The organism is Arthrobacter sp. Leaf69, from assembly GCF_001422645.1.
Taxonomy (GTDB): domain Bacteria; phylum Actinomycetota; class Actinomycetes; order Actinomycetales; family Micrococcaceae; genus Arthrobacter.
The window spans coordinates 1-15591 of the sequence record NZ_LMLR01000006.1; the positions used below are offsets into that span (position 1 = coordinate 1).

Genomic DNA, 15591 nt, shown 5'->3' on the forward strand with positions numbered 1-15591 from the left:
ATTCAACCGCCCCACCGCATTCTTCGACTTCGACACCACCCACACCCCGCCATCATTCAACTCCACCTCAGCAGTCTTAAACCCCGGATAAATGATGGCGCCGGTGATGAGGACCGCGGAGGCGACGGCAAGGCCGGCCGCGCTCAGGAAACGGCGGCGGGCGGCAGTGAGCGGGCGTGATGGTTCCGGCCTGCGGGTTTTGGGCCGCAGGGCTGTCAGGAAAGTCTTCATGTGTGCTGTGTCCCCCGGAAGATCACGGCCGCCACGCAGGGGGCATCGCCCGTGCTGGTGCCAGATAGCTTCGACTATTGCATATTAGCTATCGATTAGAGAAACCCCGGCGGAGTCAAGTCCGGCAGGATCAGCATCGATGCAGCTCAGGGGCGCTTAATCCAGGACGAGTCCGCGGCCGCTGCCGCGTTGGAGCTGAACGGGGTGGATTTCGCCGAAGCCGCGGACGTCCTCGGCCGGCCGCGGCAGCAGGACAAACCGCTCGTCCTGTTCCAGCGCGGCCGCGGTCATGGAGTCCACCAGCACCGTTCCCGGATCTGCCAGTGCCGTGAGCCGCGCCGCGAGGTTGACGGTGGGACCGTAGATATCGCCGAGCCGGGACAGGATGCGGCCCCACACCATGGCGACGCGCGCCTGGGGAAGGATTTCGTCCTCGGTGAAGGCCTGGCACAGGGCCAGGGAGATTTCGGCGCCGGCCGCGGGGGTCTCGGCAATGTAGAGCACTTCGTCGCCGACCGTTTTGACCAGCCGCCCGCCGCCCACCGAAATGATTTCGGCGCACTTGTTCTCGAAGCGCTGGACCAGCTGGGCGAGGGTCTTTTCGTTCATCCGGCGGGACAGGCTCGTGTAGGAGACCAGGTCCGCGAATCCGACGGCGCGTGCCAGCGGCAGCGGGGCGTCATCCTCGTCGCCTTCGCGGCCTTCCTCGCTGGAGGCGAGCCCGGCCTCGGCGCGCACGGCAAGTCGCTGGACACCGGCGTTGAGCTGGCGGCGCCAGGAATAAAGCAGCATTTCCTCCAGAGCGTCCACGAGGGACGGCAGTTCGCCAACCAGCCGCTTGCGTGCGACGGCGTCGGTGACACCCTGGTTCTGGACCATGTCCTCCACGAGGGCTTCGACCTGCCAGACCACCATGCGGTCTGTCATCTGGCCGATGGCACGGGTGACGGAGATCGCGGCTTCCTCGGTGAGTTTGCCGCCGCGGACCAGGTCCACGATGGTGTTCAGCGCGGCCTGGTCGCGTTCGGTGAAGGCCACGTCCTCGTCACCGATGTTGGGAAAGCCCAGGGCCCGCCACAGTTTCCGGGCGGAGAGCAGGGACAGTCCCGCGCCGGATGCGACTTCACGGCGGCGCAGCTTGCGTTCTCCGCCTAGCAGCCTCTGTTCAAGGGCTTTCAAGGCAATGCGTTCGGCGGACATGGCCCCGGTGGGCGGAGCTGCAGCAGGGGGCTGCTCCGCGCTGTCGTCGGCGTCGCTGTCTTCCGCGTCGCTGTCTCCCGCAGACGAATCGGCGTCGGCGTCCGTGCCCGCCGAATCGGCGTCTGTGTCCGTCTCGTCCGAATCGGCGTCGTCGGGCGCTGCAACAGTCTGGTCCGGCACAGTAGCGGACTCCGCAGGAACGTCATCCGCGGCCTCGGCCAGGGAGTCGAGGACCGCTGCTTCGAGGCTGGCGGCCTCAACGAAGGCATCCGAAACGTGCGACGGCTCGTTCGCCAGCAGTCCCGTTTCCCGGTGAACGTTCTCAGCGCTCATCTCTTCCACCTTCTCTCGTCTCTATCGGCCAGGGCTCTACTTGCCAGGGGCTGGCGTGGTCGTAGGGCACATCCGCGACGCCCAGGTCCCCGGCAGGCGGGAGATCATCGATGGCGTCGAGGATGAAGTTTCGGAACGTCGCGACTTCCGGAACGTCGGGGACCACCGTGCTGTTGGGGTACCCGGTATCCAAGGATATGTTCCCTGAACGCAATATGCGTTGGAGCAACGACTGATGAATGACCGCATTACGGACGGTGGCCAGGGAAACCTGCTGGTCGCGCCGCCGGAGCATGCCGTAACGGGCAACCAGCCGCTGGCTTGTCAGGGTGTACTTCGTGGCGTGCCAAGTCATGGCCCGCGGCAGGCAGTAGCCCAGCAGTACCCAGGCCGCCAGTCCAATGCAGGCTCCGATCAGCCAGGGTGTCCACTGCCTGGCCGACTCCTTGATCAGCGGCATGAGGTGGGACGGGCCGCCTTTCACAATCCAGGCGCTGCCGTAGGCGGCCAGCGCCGGAACCAAGATGAACAGCAGCGCCGGAAAAATCAGGGTCCGGGGCTGCGGCCGGGTCACCACAATCACTTGCTCGCCCGGGAGGAGCTCTTTACGCATAGCCGCTTTCGTGGCCCGAATCCTGGCCGGGGGGCGTCCAGGGCCGCAGGTGCACCACATCTCCGGCCGTCACCACGTGCTCGTGTCCTCCGGCGTCGACCACCATGAGTGAGCCGTAGTCATCCAGGCGTGTGGCGTGGCCGATGATTTCGTGGTCACCGGGAAGCTGGGCACGGACCTGCTTGCCGAGCGTCGTGAGGACGTGCTCGATCCGCTTGTGCAGCGACGGTCCGCCGGCCATCCCCGCGGCGGGGTCGCCGTCGGCGTTGCAGAAGCTGCGGTAGAGCGTCGCGAACCGGGACAGATAACTCTTCAGCAGCCCGGTCCGGTCCACCGACGTCGGCTGTTCCAGCAGGACGGACGTGGCGGTGGGCACCGGGAGTTCGGCCTCGGTGAGCGTGACGTTCAGCCCTGTCCCCAGCACAACCGGCGGTACGGCGCCGCCCTGCATCGGGCCCATCTGGGCCAGAATGCCGGCGATCTTCCGTCCGCGGACCAGGACGTCGTTGGGCCACTTGAGTTCCGCGGGGATCCCGGCGGTTTCCAGGAGCGCCTCGCGCAGGGCAAGTGCCGCGAGGAGCGAGAGCCAGGAGTAGCTCTGGGTCGGCAGCGGACGTCCGTCCGCGTTGACCGGACGCAGCACCAGTGACACGGAGACAGCACTGCCGGCGGGTGCTTCCCAGCGGCGGTCCAGCCGGCCGCGGGCAGCGCTTTGGTATTCGGCGGTGAGCACGGTGAGGTCCGGATAGGCCGAGGGATCCTCGGTGACTCCGCGCAGCAGGTCCGCGTTGGTGGACCCGGTGGACTCCACGATTGTGAGCCGCGGAATGCCGTTGGCTGAGAGGAACGCCTCATCACTGAGGGCGTTCACGTCGAGGGGCGGACGGTCCGGGGCTTCCTGCGCGGCTTCCATGCTTTGAATCCTACCGAGTTACGCCGTCGTCGGCTCCGGACCAGCCCACAGGAAACTCAGAGGAAAATGTCAGGGATCAGCCGGTCTTCCGGCGCGCCCAGGCTGTACGGCGTGAAGTCGGTGACGCCCGCGGCGGCCAGGACTTGCTCATCCGTGTAGAAATTGCCGCTCCTGCTGCCGGACTCCGGGACCGCGTGGCTGTTGGTCAGCACGGCGTGGGCCGCGTCCGCCATGATTTCGGGGCCCCGGGCGCCGCGCACGATTTTTTCGCCGCCCGGCATGTTGCGGATGGCGGCCGTGTTGATCAGGGTGCAGGGCCACAGGGAGTTCACGCTGATGCCGTCGGCCTTCAGTTCCTCGGCCAGGCCCAGGGTGGTCAGGCTCATGCCGTACTTGGCCATGGTGTAGGCAAGGTGCATGCCGGCCCACTTGGGGTCCAGGTTCAGCGGTGGGGAGAGCGTCAGGATCTGCCCCGCACCGGATTCGCGCAGGGCAGGCAGGGCGAGCTTGGAGAGCAGGAAGGTGCCCCGAACATTGATGTCCTGCATCAGGTCGTAGCGCTTCATGTCGACGTCGTCGGTCGTGGACAGGTCGATCGCGGAGGCGTTGTTGATGACGATGTCGATCCTGCCGAAGCGTTCCACGGCGGCGGAGACGGCGCCCGCGACGTCGGCGTCATTGCGCACATCCCCCACCAGCGGCAAGGCCTGACCGCCGGCCGCCTCGATCTGTTCGGCCGCGGAGTAAACCGTGCCTTCCAGCTTGGCGTGCGGCTGGCCGGTTTTGGCCATCAGGACGATGTTGGCGCCGTCGCGCGCGGCACGGGTGGCGATGGCCAGTCCAATCCCGCGGCTGCCCCCGGAGATGAGGACGGTGCGGCCCTGGAGGGAACCGGCGGCTCGGTAGGGCCCGGACTGCTGTGGCGCGGGCTGCTGGGGATGCGGGGCGGCGCCCGAAGCGTCGTTGCTCAAAGTCATGAGGACACTCTAGCCGACTCATGTTACTGGTGAGTAACATTTTCTGGGCGCGAGCGCCGCGCCCCGCCGGCCTGCCCCGCCGGCCTCCTCCGACGCTCCCGCCCGGTTCCTCCGGACACGATGTGCCGACAGGCCGGCGGACCCGCGGAATCCCGGGGATTCGCTTAGCGGATAGCCCCTCCAGGACCGGGCAACCGGGCAGGAAGGTCCCGCGCGGCGGGGCGGCAGTCGGCCAGGGTTCATGGGGCGCCCTTCGGGAGAAGCTGACGTGGTCCCCGGGAGGGTGGGGGCGAAAATTGTAGGGTTTCTACAGCGGCGTGGGCCAATGCCGTCACTAGACTTGCCCTCAGGGCCCGGCTTTTGTGGATACCGACTAAAACGCCACGAGGACAGGGCCTGCACAGCACTATCAGCAGCACAGCACTACCAGCAGCACACGATTCAGCACCACAACCATCAGCGACAGAGCCGGAGACACTTGATGAGCCACGATCTGACCACGACCGCGGGAAAGATTGCCGACTTCCGCGACCGCCAGGCCCGTGCTGAGCAGCCCTCCGGCCCGGAAGCGATCGAGAAGCAGCATGCCCGCGGCAAGAACACGGCCCGCGAGCGCATCGACCTGCTGCTGGACGCCGGCTCCTTCGTCGAATTCGACGCTCTGGCCGTGCACCGCTCCACCGCCTTCGGCATGGAGAAGAAGAAGCCGCTGGGCGACGGACTGGTCTCCGGCTACGGCACCGTGGACGGCCGCCCCGTGGCCGTGTATAGCCAGGACTTCTCCGTCTATGGCGGCTCGCTGAGCCAGGTCAACGGCGAGAAGATCGTCAAGGTCCAGGAATTCGCGCTCCGCAACGGCTGCCCCGTGGTCGGCATCCTCGACGGCGGCGGCGCCCGCATCCAGGAAGGCGTCGCCTCGCTGGCCATGTTCGCGGACATCTTCCGCAACAACGTCCATGCATCCGGTGTGGTCCCGCAGATCTCCCTCATCATGGGCCCCTCCGCCGGCGGCGCGGCCTACTCCCCCGCCCTGACCGACTATGTGGTCATGGTGGACAAGACTTCGCACATGTTCATCACCGGCCCGGACGTCATCAAGACCGTCACCGGCGAGGACGTGGACATGGAAACCCTTGGCGGCGCCCGCCAGCACAACGCCAACACGGGTACCTCCACCTACCTGGCCTCCGACGAGGCCGACGCCGTCGAGTTCGTCCGCGAACTCTTGGACTTCCTTCCCTCCAACAACCTCTCCGAGGCCCCCGTCCTGGAGCACTCCCAGGAGCTGGAGCTCGACGACGACGACCTCGCCCTGGACGTCCTCATCCCGGACTCGGCCAACCAGCCCTATGACATGCGCAAGGTCATCGAGCAGATCGTGGACGACGCGCACTTCCTGGAGATGCAGTCCCTCTACGCCCCGAACGTGATCATCGGCTACGGCCGGGTGGAGGGCCACACCGTCGGCATCGTCGCCAACCAGCCGATGCAGTTCGCCGGAACCCTGGACATTGCCGCCTCGGAGAAGGCCGCCCGCTTTGTCCGGCACTGCGACGCCTTCAACATCCCGATCATCACCCTTGTGGACGTCCCGGGCTTCCTGCCGGGCAAGGACCAGGAGTTCCAGGGCATCATCCGCCGCGGCGCGAAGCTGCTCTACGCCTACGCGGAGGCCACCGTGCCGAAGCTGACCGTCATTACCCGCAAGGCCTACGGCGGAGCGTACATCGTGATGGGCTCCAAGAAGCTCGGCGCGGACCTCAACCTGGCCTGGCCCACCGCTCAGATCGGCGTGATGGGCGCCCAGGGCGCGGTCAACATCCTGTACCGCCGTGAGCTCGCCGCAGTGGCGGAGAGCGGCGGCGACGTCGAGGCCAAGCGCTCCGAGGTCATCCGGCAGTACGAGGAAGAACTGCTCAACCCCTACCAGGCCGCCCAGCTCGGCTATGTGGACGCGGTCATCGCGCCGTCCGAGACCCGGATGCAGATCATCAAGGGCCTGCGTGCCCTGCGGGACAAGCGGGCCAGCCTGCCCGCCAAGAAGCACGGGAACATCCCGCTGTGACGCCTGAAAGCGAGCCCCTGGAAGCCGCGGCGGCGGAGCGGCCCCTGTTCGCCGTGGCCAAGGGCGACCCGACGCCGGAAGAGCTCGCGGCGCTGTCCGCCGTCGTGCTCTCCCTGGACAGCGGCGCAGCGCCGGCACCGGAAAAGCCCGGCGCCCGGCACTGGATCCGCCGTCAGCAGCTGCAGCTGGCGCCGAGGCCGGGTCCCGGCTCGTGGAAGCGCAGCCGCGGCTAAGACACAGTCCTGGGCGAAAAGTTCAGCAACCCTTTCATAACGGCGGCAGCCCGGCTAGTCTCTTTCGGGTGACTATCGAAACCACTGAAAACACATCAGCCGTGCGCCCGCAGACCGCTATCGATGCCGTCGCCGACGCCTTCACGGACACCCTGATCCGGCTTAACCCGAGCTTCGCCACCGAGCTCGGCCTCCCCGGACATGAGACCGAATACCAGGACTTCTCCCCCGCCGGGCACCGGGAGTTCGCCGCCGCCGCGCGGGAGGCCCTCGCCGCGCTGGACGGACTGGAGCCGGTGGACGACGTCGACGCCGTCACCCTGGACGCCATGCGCGAGCGCCTGGGCCTGCAGCTGGAACTCCACGAATCCGGCTGGGACCTCGGCGAACTGAACAACATCGCCTCCCCCGCCCAGGAGATCCGGGCGATCTTCGACCTGATGCCGACAAACACCGCCGAACAGTGGGACCACATCGCGGGGCGGGCGCACAACGTCCCCGCCGCGCTGGACGGTTACATCGAGTCGCTGCGCTCCGCGAAGGAGGACGGCAAGGTGGCCGCCGCGCGGCAGGTGAAAATCGTCATCGAGCAGACCACCAAGCACGCAGCCGAGGACGGCTTCTTCGCGAAGCTGGCCGCCGGCGCCACGACCGCGGACGGACCGCTGCCCGGGGACGTACAGTCCAAGCTCGACGCCGGCGCTGCCGCCGCCAGGGTGGCCTACTCACGGCTGGCCGGATTCCTGGAGTCCGAACTGCTGCCCGTCGCCCCGGAGAAGGACGCCGTCGGCCGCGAGCGCTACTCGCTGGCCTCCCGCGCCTTCCTCGGCGCCACGGTGGACCTCGAGGAAACGTACGCCTGGGGCGTGCAGGAACTCGACCGCCTGATCGCCGAGCAGGAGCGCGTGGCCGAGGAGATCCGCCCCGGCGCCACCATCGAGGAAGCCAAGGAGGTCCTGAACAACGACCCCGCGCGGCAGCTCAAGGGCACTGACGCCCTCCAGGCGTGGATGCAGGAGCTCTCGGACAAGGCCGTGGCCGACCTCGCGGGCGTCCACTTCGACATTCCGGACGTCATGAAGACCCTGGAGTGCAAGATTGCCCCGACCGACGAAGGCGGCATCTATTACACCGGGCCCTCGGACGACTTCAGCCGTCCGGGCCGCATGTGGTGGTCCGTCCCGCCGGGAGAAGACACCTTCACCACCTGGGCCGAGACCACCACGGTCTACCATGAGGGCGTCCCCGGCCACCACCTTCAGGTCGCCACCGCCACCTACCGCCGCGAGCTGCTCAACAAGTGGCGCCGGAATGTCTGCTGGACCTCCGGGCACGGCGAAGGCTGGGCACTCTACGCCGAGAAGCTCATGCAGGAGCTGGGCTACCTCAAGGATCCGGGCGACCACATGGGCATGCTGGACATGCAGCGGATGCGTGCGGCCCGCGTGGTGTTCGACATCGGCGTCCACCTGGAGCTCGAAGTTCCCGCCCGCTGGGGGTCCGGCACCTGGACCCCGGACAAGGGCTACGAGTTCCTGAAGCAGAACCTCGCCATCAGCGAAGGCCAGCTCAACTTCGAGTTCACCCGCTACCTCGGCTGGCCGGGCCAGGCGCCGTCATACAAGGTGGGCCAGCGGCTCTGGGAGCAGATCCGCGCCGAGCTCGAATCCCGCCCGGGCTTCGACCTCAAGGCGTTTCACACGAAAGCCCTCAACATCGGCTCCGTAGGCCTCGACACCCTGAAGCGCGCGCTGCTGGGGTAGGTCGAGACCCCGTCGCACCGCCGAGGTGAGAGTTCGCGCCCATGTCCTTGAGGGTCATGGGCGCGAACTCTCACCTCGGCGAAAACAGGGGAGACAATCGCCACACCGGAGGCTGGAATAACTTCACAGACGGGTGGTTTTGCGGCGTGGTTCCGGGGATCCGGCGGCTGGGACCGAACGCTGGGCGCGTAATATTTCTCAACATCCTTTCGACGTGATAGTTGCACTGGTCCTAGCGTGATCCGGTGACCACTCAGACAAGCACCCCCGCACCCGCCGGAAAGACCGGCTTCCAGTTGCCCACATGGGCCGGCTCGTTCGGCTTCCAGATCATCGCCGCCCTGATCGTGGGCCTGGGCCTCGGCCTACTGGCCAAATACACGGGCAGCACCAAGGCGGACCCCAACGCCCTCGGCGCCACACTGCAGACCATCGGCTCGAGCTACGTCTCGCTGCTGCAGACCGCCGTCGTGCCCCTTATCTTCACCGCCGTGGTCAGTTCCATCTCCAACCTGCGCGCCGTCTCCAACGCCGCCCGGCTGGCCTGGAACACTCTGCTCTGGTTCGCCATCACCGCGCTGATCTCCGTGCTGATCGGCATCGGCCTGGGCGTGCTCCTGCAGCCCGGCGCCAACACAGGCATCACCGGCGAAGGCGAAGCGCCGTCCAAGGTGGGCAGCTGGTGGGCGTTCCTGACCGGCCTGTTCCCGAAGAACTTCCTGGGCCTCGGCGCCAGCACCACCATCACCGAGGACGTCGCCACCACCACGGTGAGCTTCAATGTCCTGCAGATCCTGGTGATCGCCGTCGCCGTCGGCATCGCCGCGCTGAAGGTCGGCAAGGCGGCCGAGCCGTTCCTGAACCTCAATGCCTCCGCCCTCGCCGTGATCCAGAAGGTCCTCTGGTGGATCATCCGGATCGCCCCGATCGGCACCGTCGGCCTGATCGGCAACGCCGTGGCGATCTACGGCTGGGACACTATCGGTTCCCTCGGCAAGTTCACGTTCGCCATCTACGTGGGCCTGGCCCTGGTGCTGTTCGTGGTCTACCCGGTCCTGGTCCGCACCCACGGCCTGTCCGTCCGGCAGTACTTCTCCGGCGTCTGGCCGGCCGTGCAGCTCGCCTTTGTCTCCCGCTCCTCGGTGGGCACCCTGCCGCTGACCCAGCGCGTGACCGAACGCAGCCTGGGCGTCCCCCGCGGCTACGCCTCCTTCGCTGTCCCGCTCGGCGCCACCACCAAGATGGACGGCTGCGCCGCGATCTACCCGGCCATCTCCGCGATCTTCGTGGCCCAGTTCTTCGGCATCCAGCTCGACTTCACCCAGTACCTCCTGATCGCCCTCGTGTCCGTGCTGGGCTCCGCCGCGACCGCCGGCACCACCGGCGCCGTCGTGATGCTGACCCTGACGCTCTCCACCCTGGGACTGCCGCTCGCCGGCGTCGGGCTGCTCCTGGCCATCGATCCGATCCTGGACATGGGACGCACCGCCGTCAACGTGGCAGGGCAGGCCCTGATCCCCACCATCGTGGCCAAGCGCCAGGGCATCCTGGACGAGTCGCTGTACAACGCACCGCGCTCCGGTGACCCGTTCAGCGACGACGCCGACGCCGACACCACAGTCGCCGGATCAGCCGACGGCGGTACTTCCGCCGCCGCTGCCGGCGCGGCGTCGCCGGAAGGCCGCGAACTGGCCGACGCCAAGGCCTAACCGCCGTTACAAGCCATCACGGAAGAAGTCCCCGGGAAGCTCCCGGGGACTTCTTCTCTTTTGACGTGCTGCTAAGCCGTGTCCGCTGTGAGCCGGCGGCTGCAGCCAGACAGGGTCCTAGTGTCCGCCGCCCCCAATGACACCCTTCTCCACGGCCTTGGTAACGGCGTCCGCCTCAGCCTGGGTCAAGGTGCCGTCGGTGACCGCCTTGTCCAGCTTTGTCTTCAACGCCGCAGCGCGGTCAGCCTGGGCCGCGGTCCGCAGCTCCTCCAGCGCCGCGGTGACCTTGGATTCCTCAATCCCCAGCGACTCCGCCAGCGACTTGGCGAGCGCAGCGTCCCTGGCTGCGCGGTCCGGCTTGGTGCCCTCGGCGGGAGGGGTGGTGGGCTTGTTGGCTTCGCGGAAGGCCTGCAGCGCCTCTGTGACCTTGGCCTCCTCCACGCCGAGTTTGGCGGCCAGGTCGGCGGCCTGGGCGCCGCCGCGCTCCCCGCCCCTGCCGTGGCCGTGGCCGCGCATTCCGTCGGCGCCGGAGGTCCCTGGCGTCGCCTCTGCCGAGGCGCTGGGGGTCGGCGTCGGAGTGGTGGTGGCGGCGGAGGCCATCCCGGTGACTCCAAGCCCGGCGCCGAGGGCCAAGGCCCCGGCCGAAATGGCGAGCGTCATTCTCTTGGTGCGTGACATCTGCTGTCTCCTGGTTCGGCCGTGCTGCCACGGCTGGTAGCGGTGATTGTCTCGTTCAAGACGTGGTTCAAGTCTGCGGGGACCGCTTCAGCGGGAGCTGTTCGGAACCTTTCATGTTCCTGTGAAGGTTCCGGAGCGTCCCTCGCACCTGGTTCGAAAGACTTTCCCGGGCTTATTCGCAGGTTTACGGGTCCGGACGGCCCCGGACTGGGTACGCTCGGGTCATGCTGATCGTGACCTCCGATGACATCCCCGGCCACAGGATCGACGCCGTTTTCGGCGAAGTGATGGGTTTGACCGTCCGCGCCCGCGATATCGGCGGCCAGGTCATGGCGGGCTTCCGCTCGATCGGCGGCGGGGAACTGCCCGAAATGACGCGCATGCTTTACGAGAGCCGGCAGGAGGTCATGGCCCGGATGGTCAAGGAGGCGGAACAGCGCGGGGCCAACGCCATCGTGGCCATGCGCTTCGACAATTCGCAGCTGGGCACCACCTGGACCGAGGTTTGCGCCTACGGCACCGCCGTCTTCGCCATCCCCCTCCCGGAAGGCGAACCGGGCGCCACCGGGCAGTCCGTTTTCCTGACAAGGCCCGAAGCTGACAAAAAGTTGCCCTGAGTGCAAACATGCACGTAGTGTAATTGCGTGCCCGCCTCCCCGCCTGCCAGCCCAACCGCACCTTCGGCATCCCCTGCGCCGGCTGAACCACCGTCAGTACTGTCGCGCCGTGAGTTGAACAAAGCGGCCACCCGTCAGGCCATCACCGACGCCGCCTTGGCGCTGCTCCGGTCCAACGGCCCCGGCAACTTCACGGTCGAGGACATCGCCGACGCCGCCAGTATCTCCCGCCGCACCTTCTTCAACTACTTCGGCAGTACCGAAGCGGCCATCGCCGCCGTCACTTTCGGATTCCTGGACACGGCACTCCAGCAGTTCCGGCTGCGTCCGGCCGGGGAACCGTTCATGGAATCGGCCCGGGCCGCCCTCGTGGCGCTCGCAGACCCCATGACCGTGGCCCCGCTGGCCGAGCTGTACAGCCTTGGCCAGGCCAATCCGCAGCTCAGCCGGTCCGAGCTGGAAGCCTGGGACCACTGCACCGTCCAGATCATCAGCGCGGCCCGCGAGCGTTCCCGCGGGGCGGCCGGCGTCGAACTCGACGAACTGTACCTCCGCGCCCTGGCCGGTTCCGTTATCTCGTGCGGCAAAGCCGCCATGGACGTCTGGTTCTCCCGGTGCGGCGGATCCCTTACGCCGGAATCCCTGTCCAGCCTGCGCCAACTCCTGATCGATTCCATGACGCTGCTGGGCTCCGGGTTCGCCCGCCCTGACACCACTCCGGCAGCAGCCACCCCGGCTAACACCTCCGCCCCTTCCCCAGATCGGCACTGACATGGCCCTACTGCTCTACCGTCTCGGCAAGTTCTCGTACCGCCACCGCTGGCTGGTCATCTCCGTGTGGCTCGCAGTGATGGTGGCGGTGGGCGGCGCGGCCGCCGCGTTCCACGGCACCCTGTCCAACAACTTCCAGATCCCGGGAACCGAAACCCAGCAGATGGCGGACAAGCTCAAGACTGAGCTTCCCTCCTCCTCCGGCGGCTCCGCCAGCGTTGTCTTCGAAGCCAACGGTGACGAGTTCAGCCAGGCGGGCAAGGACGCCGTCACCGCGGCACTGACCAAGCTCAAAACCCTGCCCGACGTTCAGGGCACGGTGGACCCGTTCGCCACCCAGGCTCAGCTGGACAAGGCCGCCGCAGACCTCGCCGCCGGCAAAAAGCAGTCCGCCGCCGGCAAGGCGCAGCTGGAGAAGTCCGCCGCCGAACTCGCCGCCGGCAAGGCCCAGCTGGCGGCTGCCGAACAGCAGATGACCGCTGCCGGCATGCCCCCCGCTGCGATCGAGCAGCAGCTCGGCCAGCAGAAGGCGGCCCTCGCCGAGGGGCAGGCAAAGCTCGACGCCGGCACCAAGGAACTGGAAGCCGGCGAAGCTCAGCTGGCGCTCGGCGCCCGGCAGCTGGAGGCTTCCCAAGGTCTCCGCTTCGTCTCCGAGGACGGCAAGGCCGCGATCGCTCAGGTCCAGTTCAAGACCTCGATCAACGGCCTCGACCCCGAGGTCCGCCAGCAGGTCCAGGACATCGTCAAAGAGGTTTCCGCCGCCGACGTGACCGCCCTGCCCAGCAAGGAAATCAGCGAGGACATCTCCGAGCTCTTCGGCACCGCCGAGATCATCGGCATCGCGGTGGCAGCCCTGGTCCTGATCATCATGCTCGGCACCTTGATCGCCGCGGGCCTTCCGCTGCTGATGGCACTGGTCGGCGTCGCCGTTGGCGTGGGCGCCACGTTCGCCCTGAGCGGCGCCGTGGACATGAGCTCCATCTCCCCCATGCTGGCGCTCATGCTCGGCCTGGCCGTCGGAATCGACTATTCCCTGTTTATCGTCAACCGGCACCGCGGCCAGCTGCTCTCCGGAATGGACCACGAGGAGTCGGTGGCGCTGGCCACCGGCACCTCCGGAAATGCCGTGCTCTTCGCCGGCCTGACCGTCATCATCGCCCTCGCGGCCCTGGTCGTTCCGGGCCTTCCGTTCCTGGCCGTCATGGGTCTCTCCGCCGCCGGGACGGTGGCAGTCGCCGTCGTCGTCGCCCTGACCCTGACGCCGGCCGTCCTCTCCCTCGTGGGCCGCAAGCTGATCTCCAAGCGGGCGTGGGCCAAGGCGGACAAGCACAATGCCGCTCCCGGCCACGAAACCGAGGATCGGGCCAGGGATGAATACCGCAGCAGCCACGGCTGGGGCGGCATTGTCACCAAGCACCCGTGGCTGGCCCTGCTGGCCGGGGTTGTGCTGCTGGGAGTTGTGGCGTTGCCCGCCAGCCAGCTGCGGCTCGCCCTGCCCGACGCCAGTTCCGAACCCGTCGCCTCGCCGGCGTTCCAGGCCTACGACGTCACGAAACGAAGCTTCGGCGAGGGCATGACCGGCCCGATCATCGTGGTGGGCGACTTCCCCGCGGGACTGACCGCCGCCGAGGCGCAGGCCAAACAGTTCGACGTCGCGGACATCCTCCGCGAGACGGAGAACGTCGCCGCCGCCGTGCCACTGGCGCTGAGCGATGACCGGCGCACCGCGGTGTTCCAGGTCATCCCCAACGAAGGGCCGGCCAGCGCCAGCACGGTCCAGGTAGTCTCCGAACTTCGCGCCGAAAAGGGCCAGATCAAGGACACCACCGGCGCCAGCATCGGCCTCACGGGGCAGACCGCCGGCAACGTCGACGTGTCCACCAAACTCGGCGACGCACTGCCGCCGTATCTGGCCATCGTGGTGGGACTGTCGCTGATCCTGCTGCTCCTCGTGTTCCGCTCCATCTGGGTGCCCCTGCTCGCCACCGGCGGATTCCTGCTCTCACTCGCCGCCGCGTTCGGCGCCGTCGTCGCCGTCTACCAGTGGGGCTGGCTGGGGACCATCTTCGGCGTCGAGAACCCGGGCGCCGTGCTGAGCTTCCTGCCGATCATCCTGATCGGCGTGCTGTTCGGCCTGGCAATGGACTACCAGGTGTTCATCGCCTCCGGCATGCGCGAGTCCTACATGCACGGCGAATCGGCCAAGCATGCGGTCCGCTCCGGCTTCAGCCACGCCGCCGCCGTGGTCACCGCGGCCGCGATCATCATGGTCAGCGTGTTCTCGGGCTTCATCTTCTCGCACCTGAACATGGTCCGCCCGCTCGGCTTCGCCATGGCCTTCGGTGTGCTGATTGATGCCTTCGTGGTCCGGATGACGATCGTCCCGGCCGTGATGTATCTGCTGGGCGAAAAGGCCTGGTGGCTGCCGCGCTGGCTGGACCGCATCCTCCCGGACGTCGATGTGGAGGGCGCCAAGCTGCGCAAACCTGCAACCTCGACGGCTGACGTCGGCGAGCCTGAGCCCGAGGAAGTCGCCGCGCGCTGACCGGCCCGCCCGCCTGGCGGACCTTGCGCCACGACGGTTCACCTCTTGCCGCCCGCTTGCCGCCCGTGACTGTCCTGCCGCAACTCAGGCCGCGAGCGACTTCGCGGACTGCGCCCGCCTGACCGTCTTCAAACGGTGTCGGAGTTTGCGGCGGTGATGGTTGGTGTCGGTGGCCGGCACGGCCGTGTTGGGCAGCGGAGGCGAGTCGGTCAGACCCGTCCCGGGCAGTGGGGGTGCGGTGGATTGGTAGCTGTGGCCGGTGGGGGTCCGGATCTCGATGGTGTGTCTGGGGCCGGGGCGGGGCCAGACACTCCATCCGGGGTTTTCTTTGGTGTGGTTGCAGGCTTCGCAGAGGCCGGCGCCGTTGGCCTGGGTGGTGGGTCCGCTGCGGTGCCAGGGGATGATGTGGTCGANGACACTCCATCCGGGGTTTTCTTTGGTGTGGTTGCAGGCTTCGCAGAGGCCGGCGCCGTTGGCCTGGGTGGTGGGTCCGCTGCGGTGCCAGGGGATGATGTGGTCGAAGGGGCGGATCGGGGCGTCGCAGTACGGGGTGCGGCAGGTGTCGTCCCGGGCCTGGATGAGGCGGCGGAGTCCGGGCGGGAAGAGCCGGGCGCGGGAGTCCATGGAGGTGAGTTCGCCGGTGCCCGGGGCGGTGTAGAGCCGGCGGAGCCAGACGTTGAAGGCCTTGTCCACGTCCCCGTCCGAGTTCTTGGCCGTATCAGTTGTCGTATTCGTGTCTTCGGTTCGCGCGCGGGTGGCTTGTCCTCCATGTTGGAGCAGTTCCCGGGCCCAGGCGGCGGGGACGATGCCGTAGCCGGGGAGGCGGGCGGGTTCGCTGTCGCCCTGGAGGAGGGTGCGGTCGGTCATGACGAGCTGGAGTTCGATGCCGGTGATCCCGCCGGAGGTGCCGGTGGTGCGTTCGACCAGGGTATCGGTCATGAGC

14 protein-coding genes and 1 pseudogene are annotated in these 15591 nt (G+C 67.7%); 7 read left to right on the plus strand and 8 right to left on the minus strand.

What is annotated here, in order from left to right; all coding sequences use genetic code 11:
* From ASE96_RS05295 to ASE96_RS05315, 5 genes are all read right to left on the minus strand, one after another.
* Nucleotides 1–231: twin-arginine translocation signal domain-containing protein (locus ASE96_RS05295; RefSeq protein ID WP_156367514.1), on the minus strand; the 231-nt coding region annotated here is incomplete at its 3' end.
* Nucleotides 232–387: 156 nt separating this feature from the next.
* A complete protein-coding gene (locus ASE96_RS05300) occupies nucleotides 388–1764 on the minus strand; it encodes an adenylate/guanylate cyclase domain-containing protein (protein ID WP_235500140.1) in 1377 nt (458 codons plus the stop codon).
* Entirely contained in the window at nucleotides 1754–2377 is a 624-nt protein-coding gene (locus tag ASE96_RS05305) for a PH domain-containing protein (protein ID WP_056427141.1), read from the minus strand. Before ASE96_RS05305 ends, ASE96_RS05300 begins: the two co-directional genes overlap by 11 nt.
* The gene (locus ASE96_RS05310) at nucleotides 2370–3290 is read right to left on the minus strand and encodes a biotin--[acetyl-CoA-carboxylase] ligase (RefSeq protein WP_056427144.1); all 921 of its coding nucleotides are present in this window, start codon (nucleotides 3288–3290) and stop codon (nucleotides 2370–2372) included. The genes ASE96_RS05305 and ASE96_RS05310 overlap by 8 nt, the downstream gene beginning before the upstream one ends.
* Nucleotides 3291–3346: 56 nt before the next feature.
* Nucleotides 3347–4267, minus strand: coding sequence for an SDR family oxidoreductase (locus ASE96_RS05315; protein WP_056427147.1), 921 nt, complete (start codon nucleotides 4265–4267; stop codon nucleotides 3347–3349).
* 481 nt (nucleotides 4268–4748) lie between these two features.
* Here ASE96_RS05315 and ASE96_RS05320 point away from each other — a divergent pair, with 481 nt between their 5' ends.
* The 4 genes from ASE96_RS05320 (at nucleotide 4749) to ASE96_RS05335 (ending at nucleotide 10037) form a co-directional block, all read left to right on the plus strand.
* Nucleotides 4749–6332 carry an acyl-CoA carboxylase subunit beta gene (locus tag ASE96_RS05320; RefSeq protein ID WP_056427152.1) on the plus strand — a complete coding sequence of 528 codons (1584 nt, stop codon included), beginning with the start codon at nucleotides 4749–4751 and terminating at the stop codon, nucleotides 6330–6332.
* Nucleotides 6329–6565 carry an acyl-CoA carboxylase subunit epsilon gene (locus tag ASE96_RS05325; protein WP_056427155.1) on the plus strand — a complete coding sequence of 79 codons (237 nt, stop codon included), beginning with the start codon at nucleotides 6329–6331 and terminating at the stop codon, nucleotides 6563–6565. Before ASE96_RS05320 ends, ASE96_RS05325 begins: the two co-directional genes overlap by 4 nt.
* A gap of 68 nt (nucleotides 6566–6633) precedes the next feature.
* The gene (locus ASE96_RS05330; protein WP_200912998.1) at nucleotides 6634–8328 is read left to right on the plus strand and encodes a DUF885 domain-containing protein; all 1695 of its coding nucleotides are present in this window, start codon (nucleotides 6634–6636) and stop codon (nucleotides 8326–8328) included.
* Nucleotides 8329–8573: 245 nt separating this feature from the next.
* A complete protein-coding gene (locus ASE96_RS05335) occupies nucleotides 8574–10037 on the plus strand; it encodes a dicarboxylate/amino acid:cation symporter (protein WP_056427159.1) in 1464 nt (487 codons plus the stop codon).
* Nucleotides 10038–10154: 117 nt separating this feature from the next.
* On the opposite strand, the gene ASE96_RS05340 is transcribed toward ASE96_RS05335, so the two are convergent.
* Nucleotides 10155–10715: a hypothetical protein gene (locus tag ASE96_RS05340; RefSeq protein WP_056427162.1), complete on the minus strand. Its 561-nt coding sequence runs from the start codon at nucleotides 10713–10715 to the stop codon at nucleotides 10155–10157.
* Between the two features lie 224 nt (nucleotides 10716–10939).
* Between ASE96_RS05340 and ASE96_RS05345 the strand changes: the two genes are divergently transcribed.
* The 3 genes from ASE96_RS05345 to ASE96_RS05355 all read left to right on the plus strand — a co-directional run bounded on the left by ASE96_RS05345 (nucleotide 10940) and on the right by ASE96_RS05355 (nucleotide 14648).
* Nucleotides 10940–11332: a YbjQ family protein gene (locus ASE96_RS05345; protein ID WP_056427165.1), complete on the plus strand. Its 393-nt coding sequence runs from the start codon at nucleotides 10940–10942 to the stop codon at nucleotides 11330–11332.
* A 99-nt stretch (nucleotides 11333–11431) separates the two neighbouring features.
* Nucleotides 11432–12103 carry a TetR/AcrR family transcriptional regulator gene (locus ASE96_RS05350; protein ID WP_156367516.1) on the plus strand — a complete coding sequence of 224 codons (672 nt, stop codon included), beginning with the start codon at nucleotides 11432–11434 and terminating at the stop codon, nucleotides 12101–12103.
* 1 nt (nucleotide 12104) lies between these two features.
* On the plus strand, nucleotides 12105–14648 hold the full coding sequence (locus ASE96_RS05355) for an MMPL family transporter (protein ID WP_056427170.1): 2544 nt from the start codon (nucleotides 12105–12107) through the stop codon (nucleotides 14646–14648).
* Between the two features lie 84 nt (nucleotides 14649–14732).
* On the opposite strand, the gene ASE96_RS19700 is transcribed toward ASE96_RS05355, so the two are convergent.
* Nucleotides 14733–15053, minus strand: coding sequence for a hypothetical protein (locus ASE96_RS19700; protein WP_326951833.1), 321 nt, complete (start codon nucleotides 15051–15053; stop codon nucleotides 14733–14735).
* A 9-nt stretch (nucleotides 15054–15062) separates the two neighbouring features.
* A pseudogene (locus tag ASE96_RS19495) lies at nucleotides 15063–15591 on the minus strand (HNH endonuclease); the annotation flags it as partial.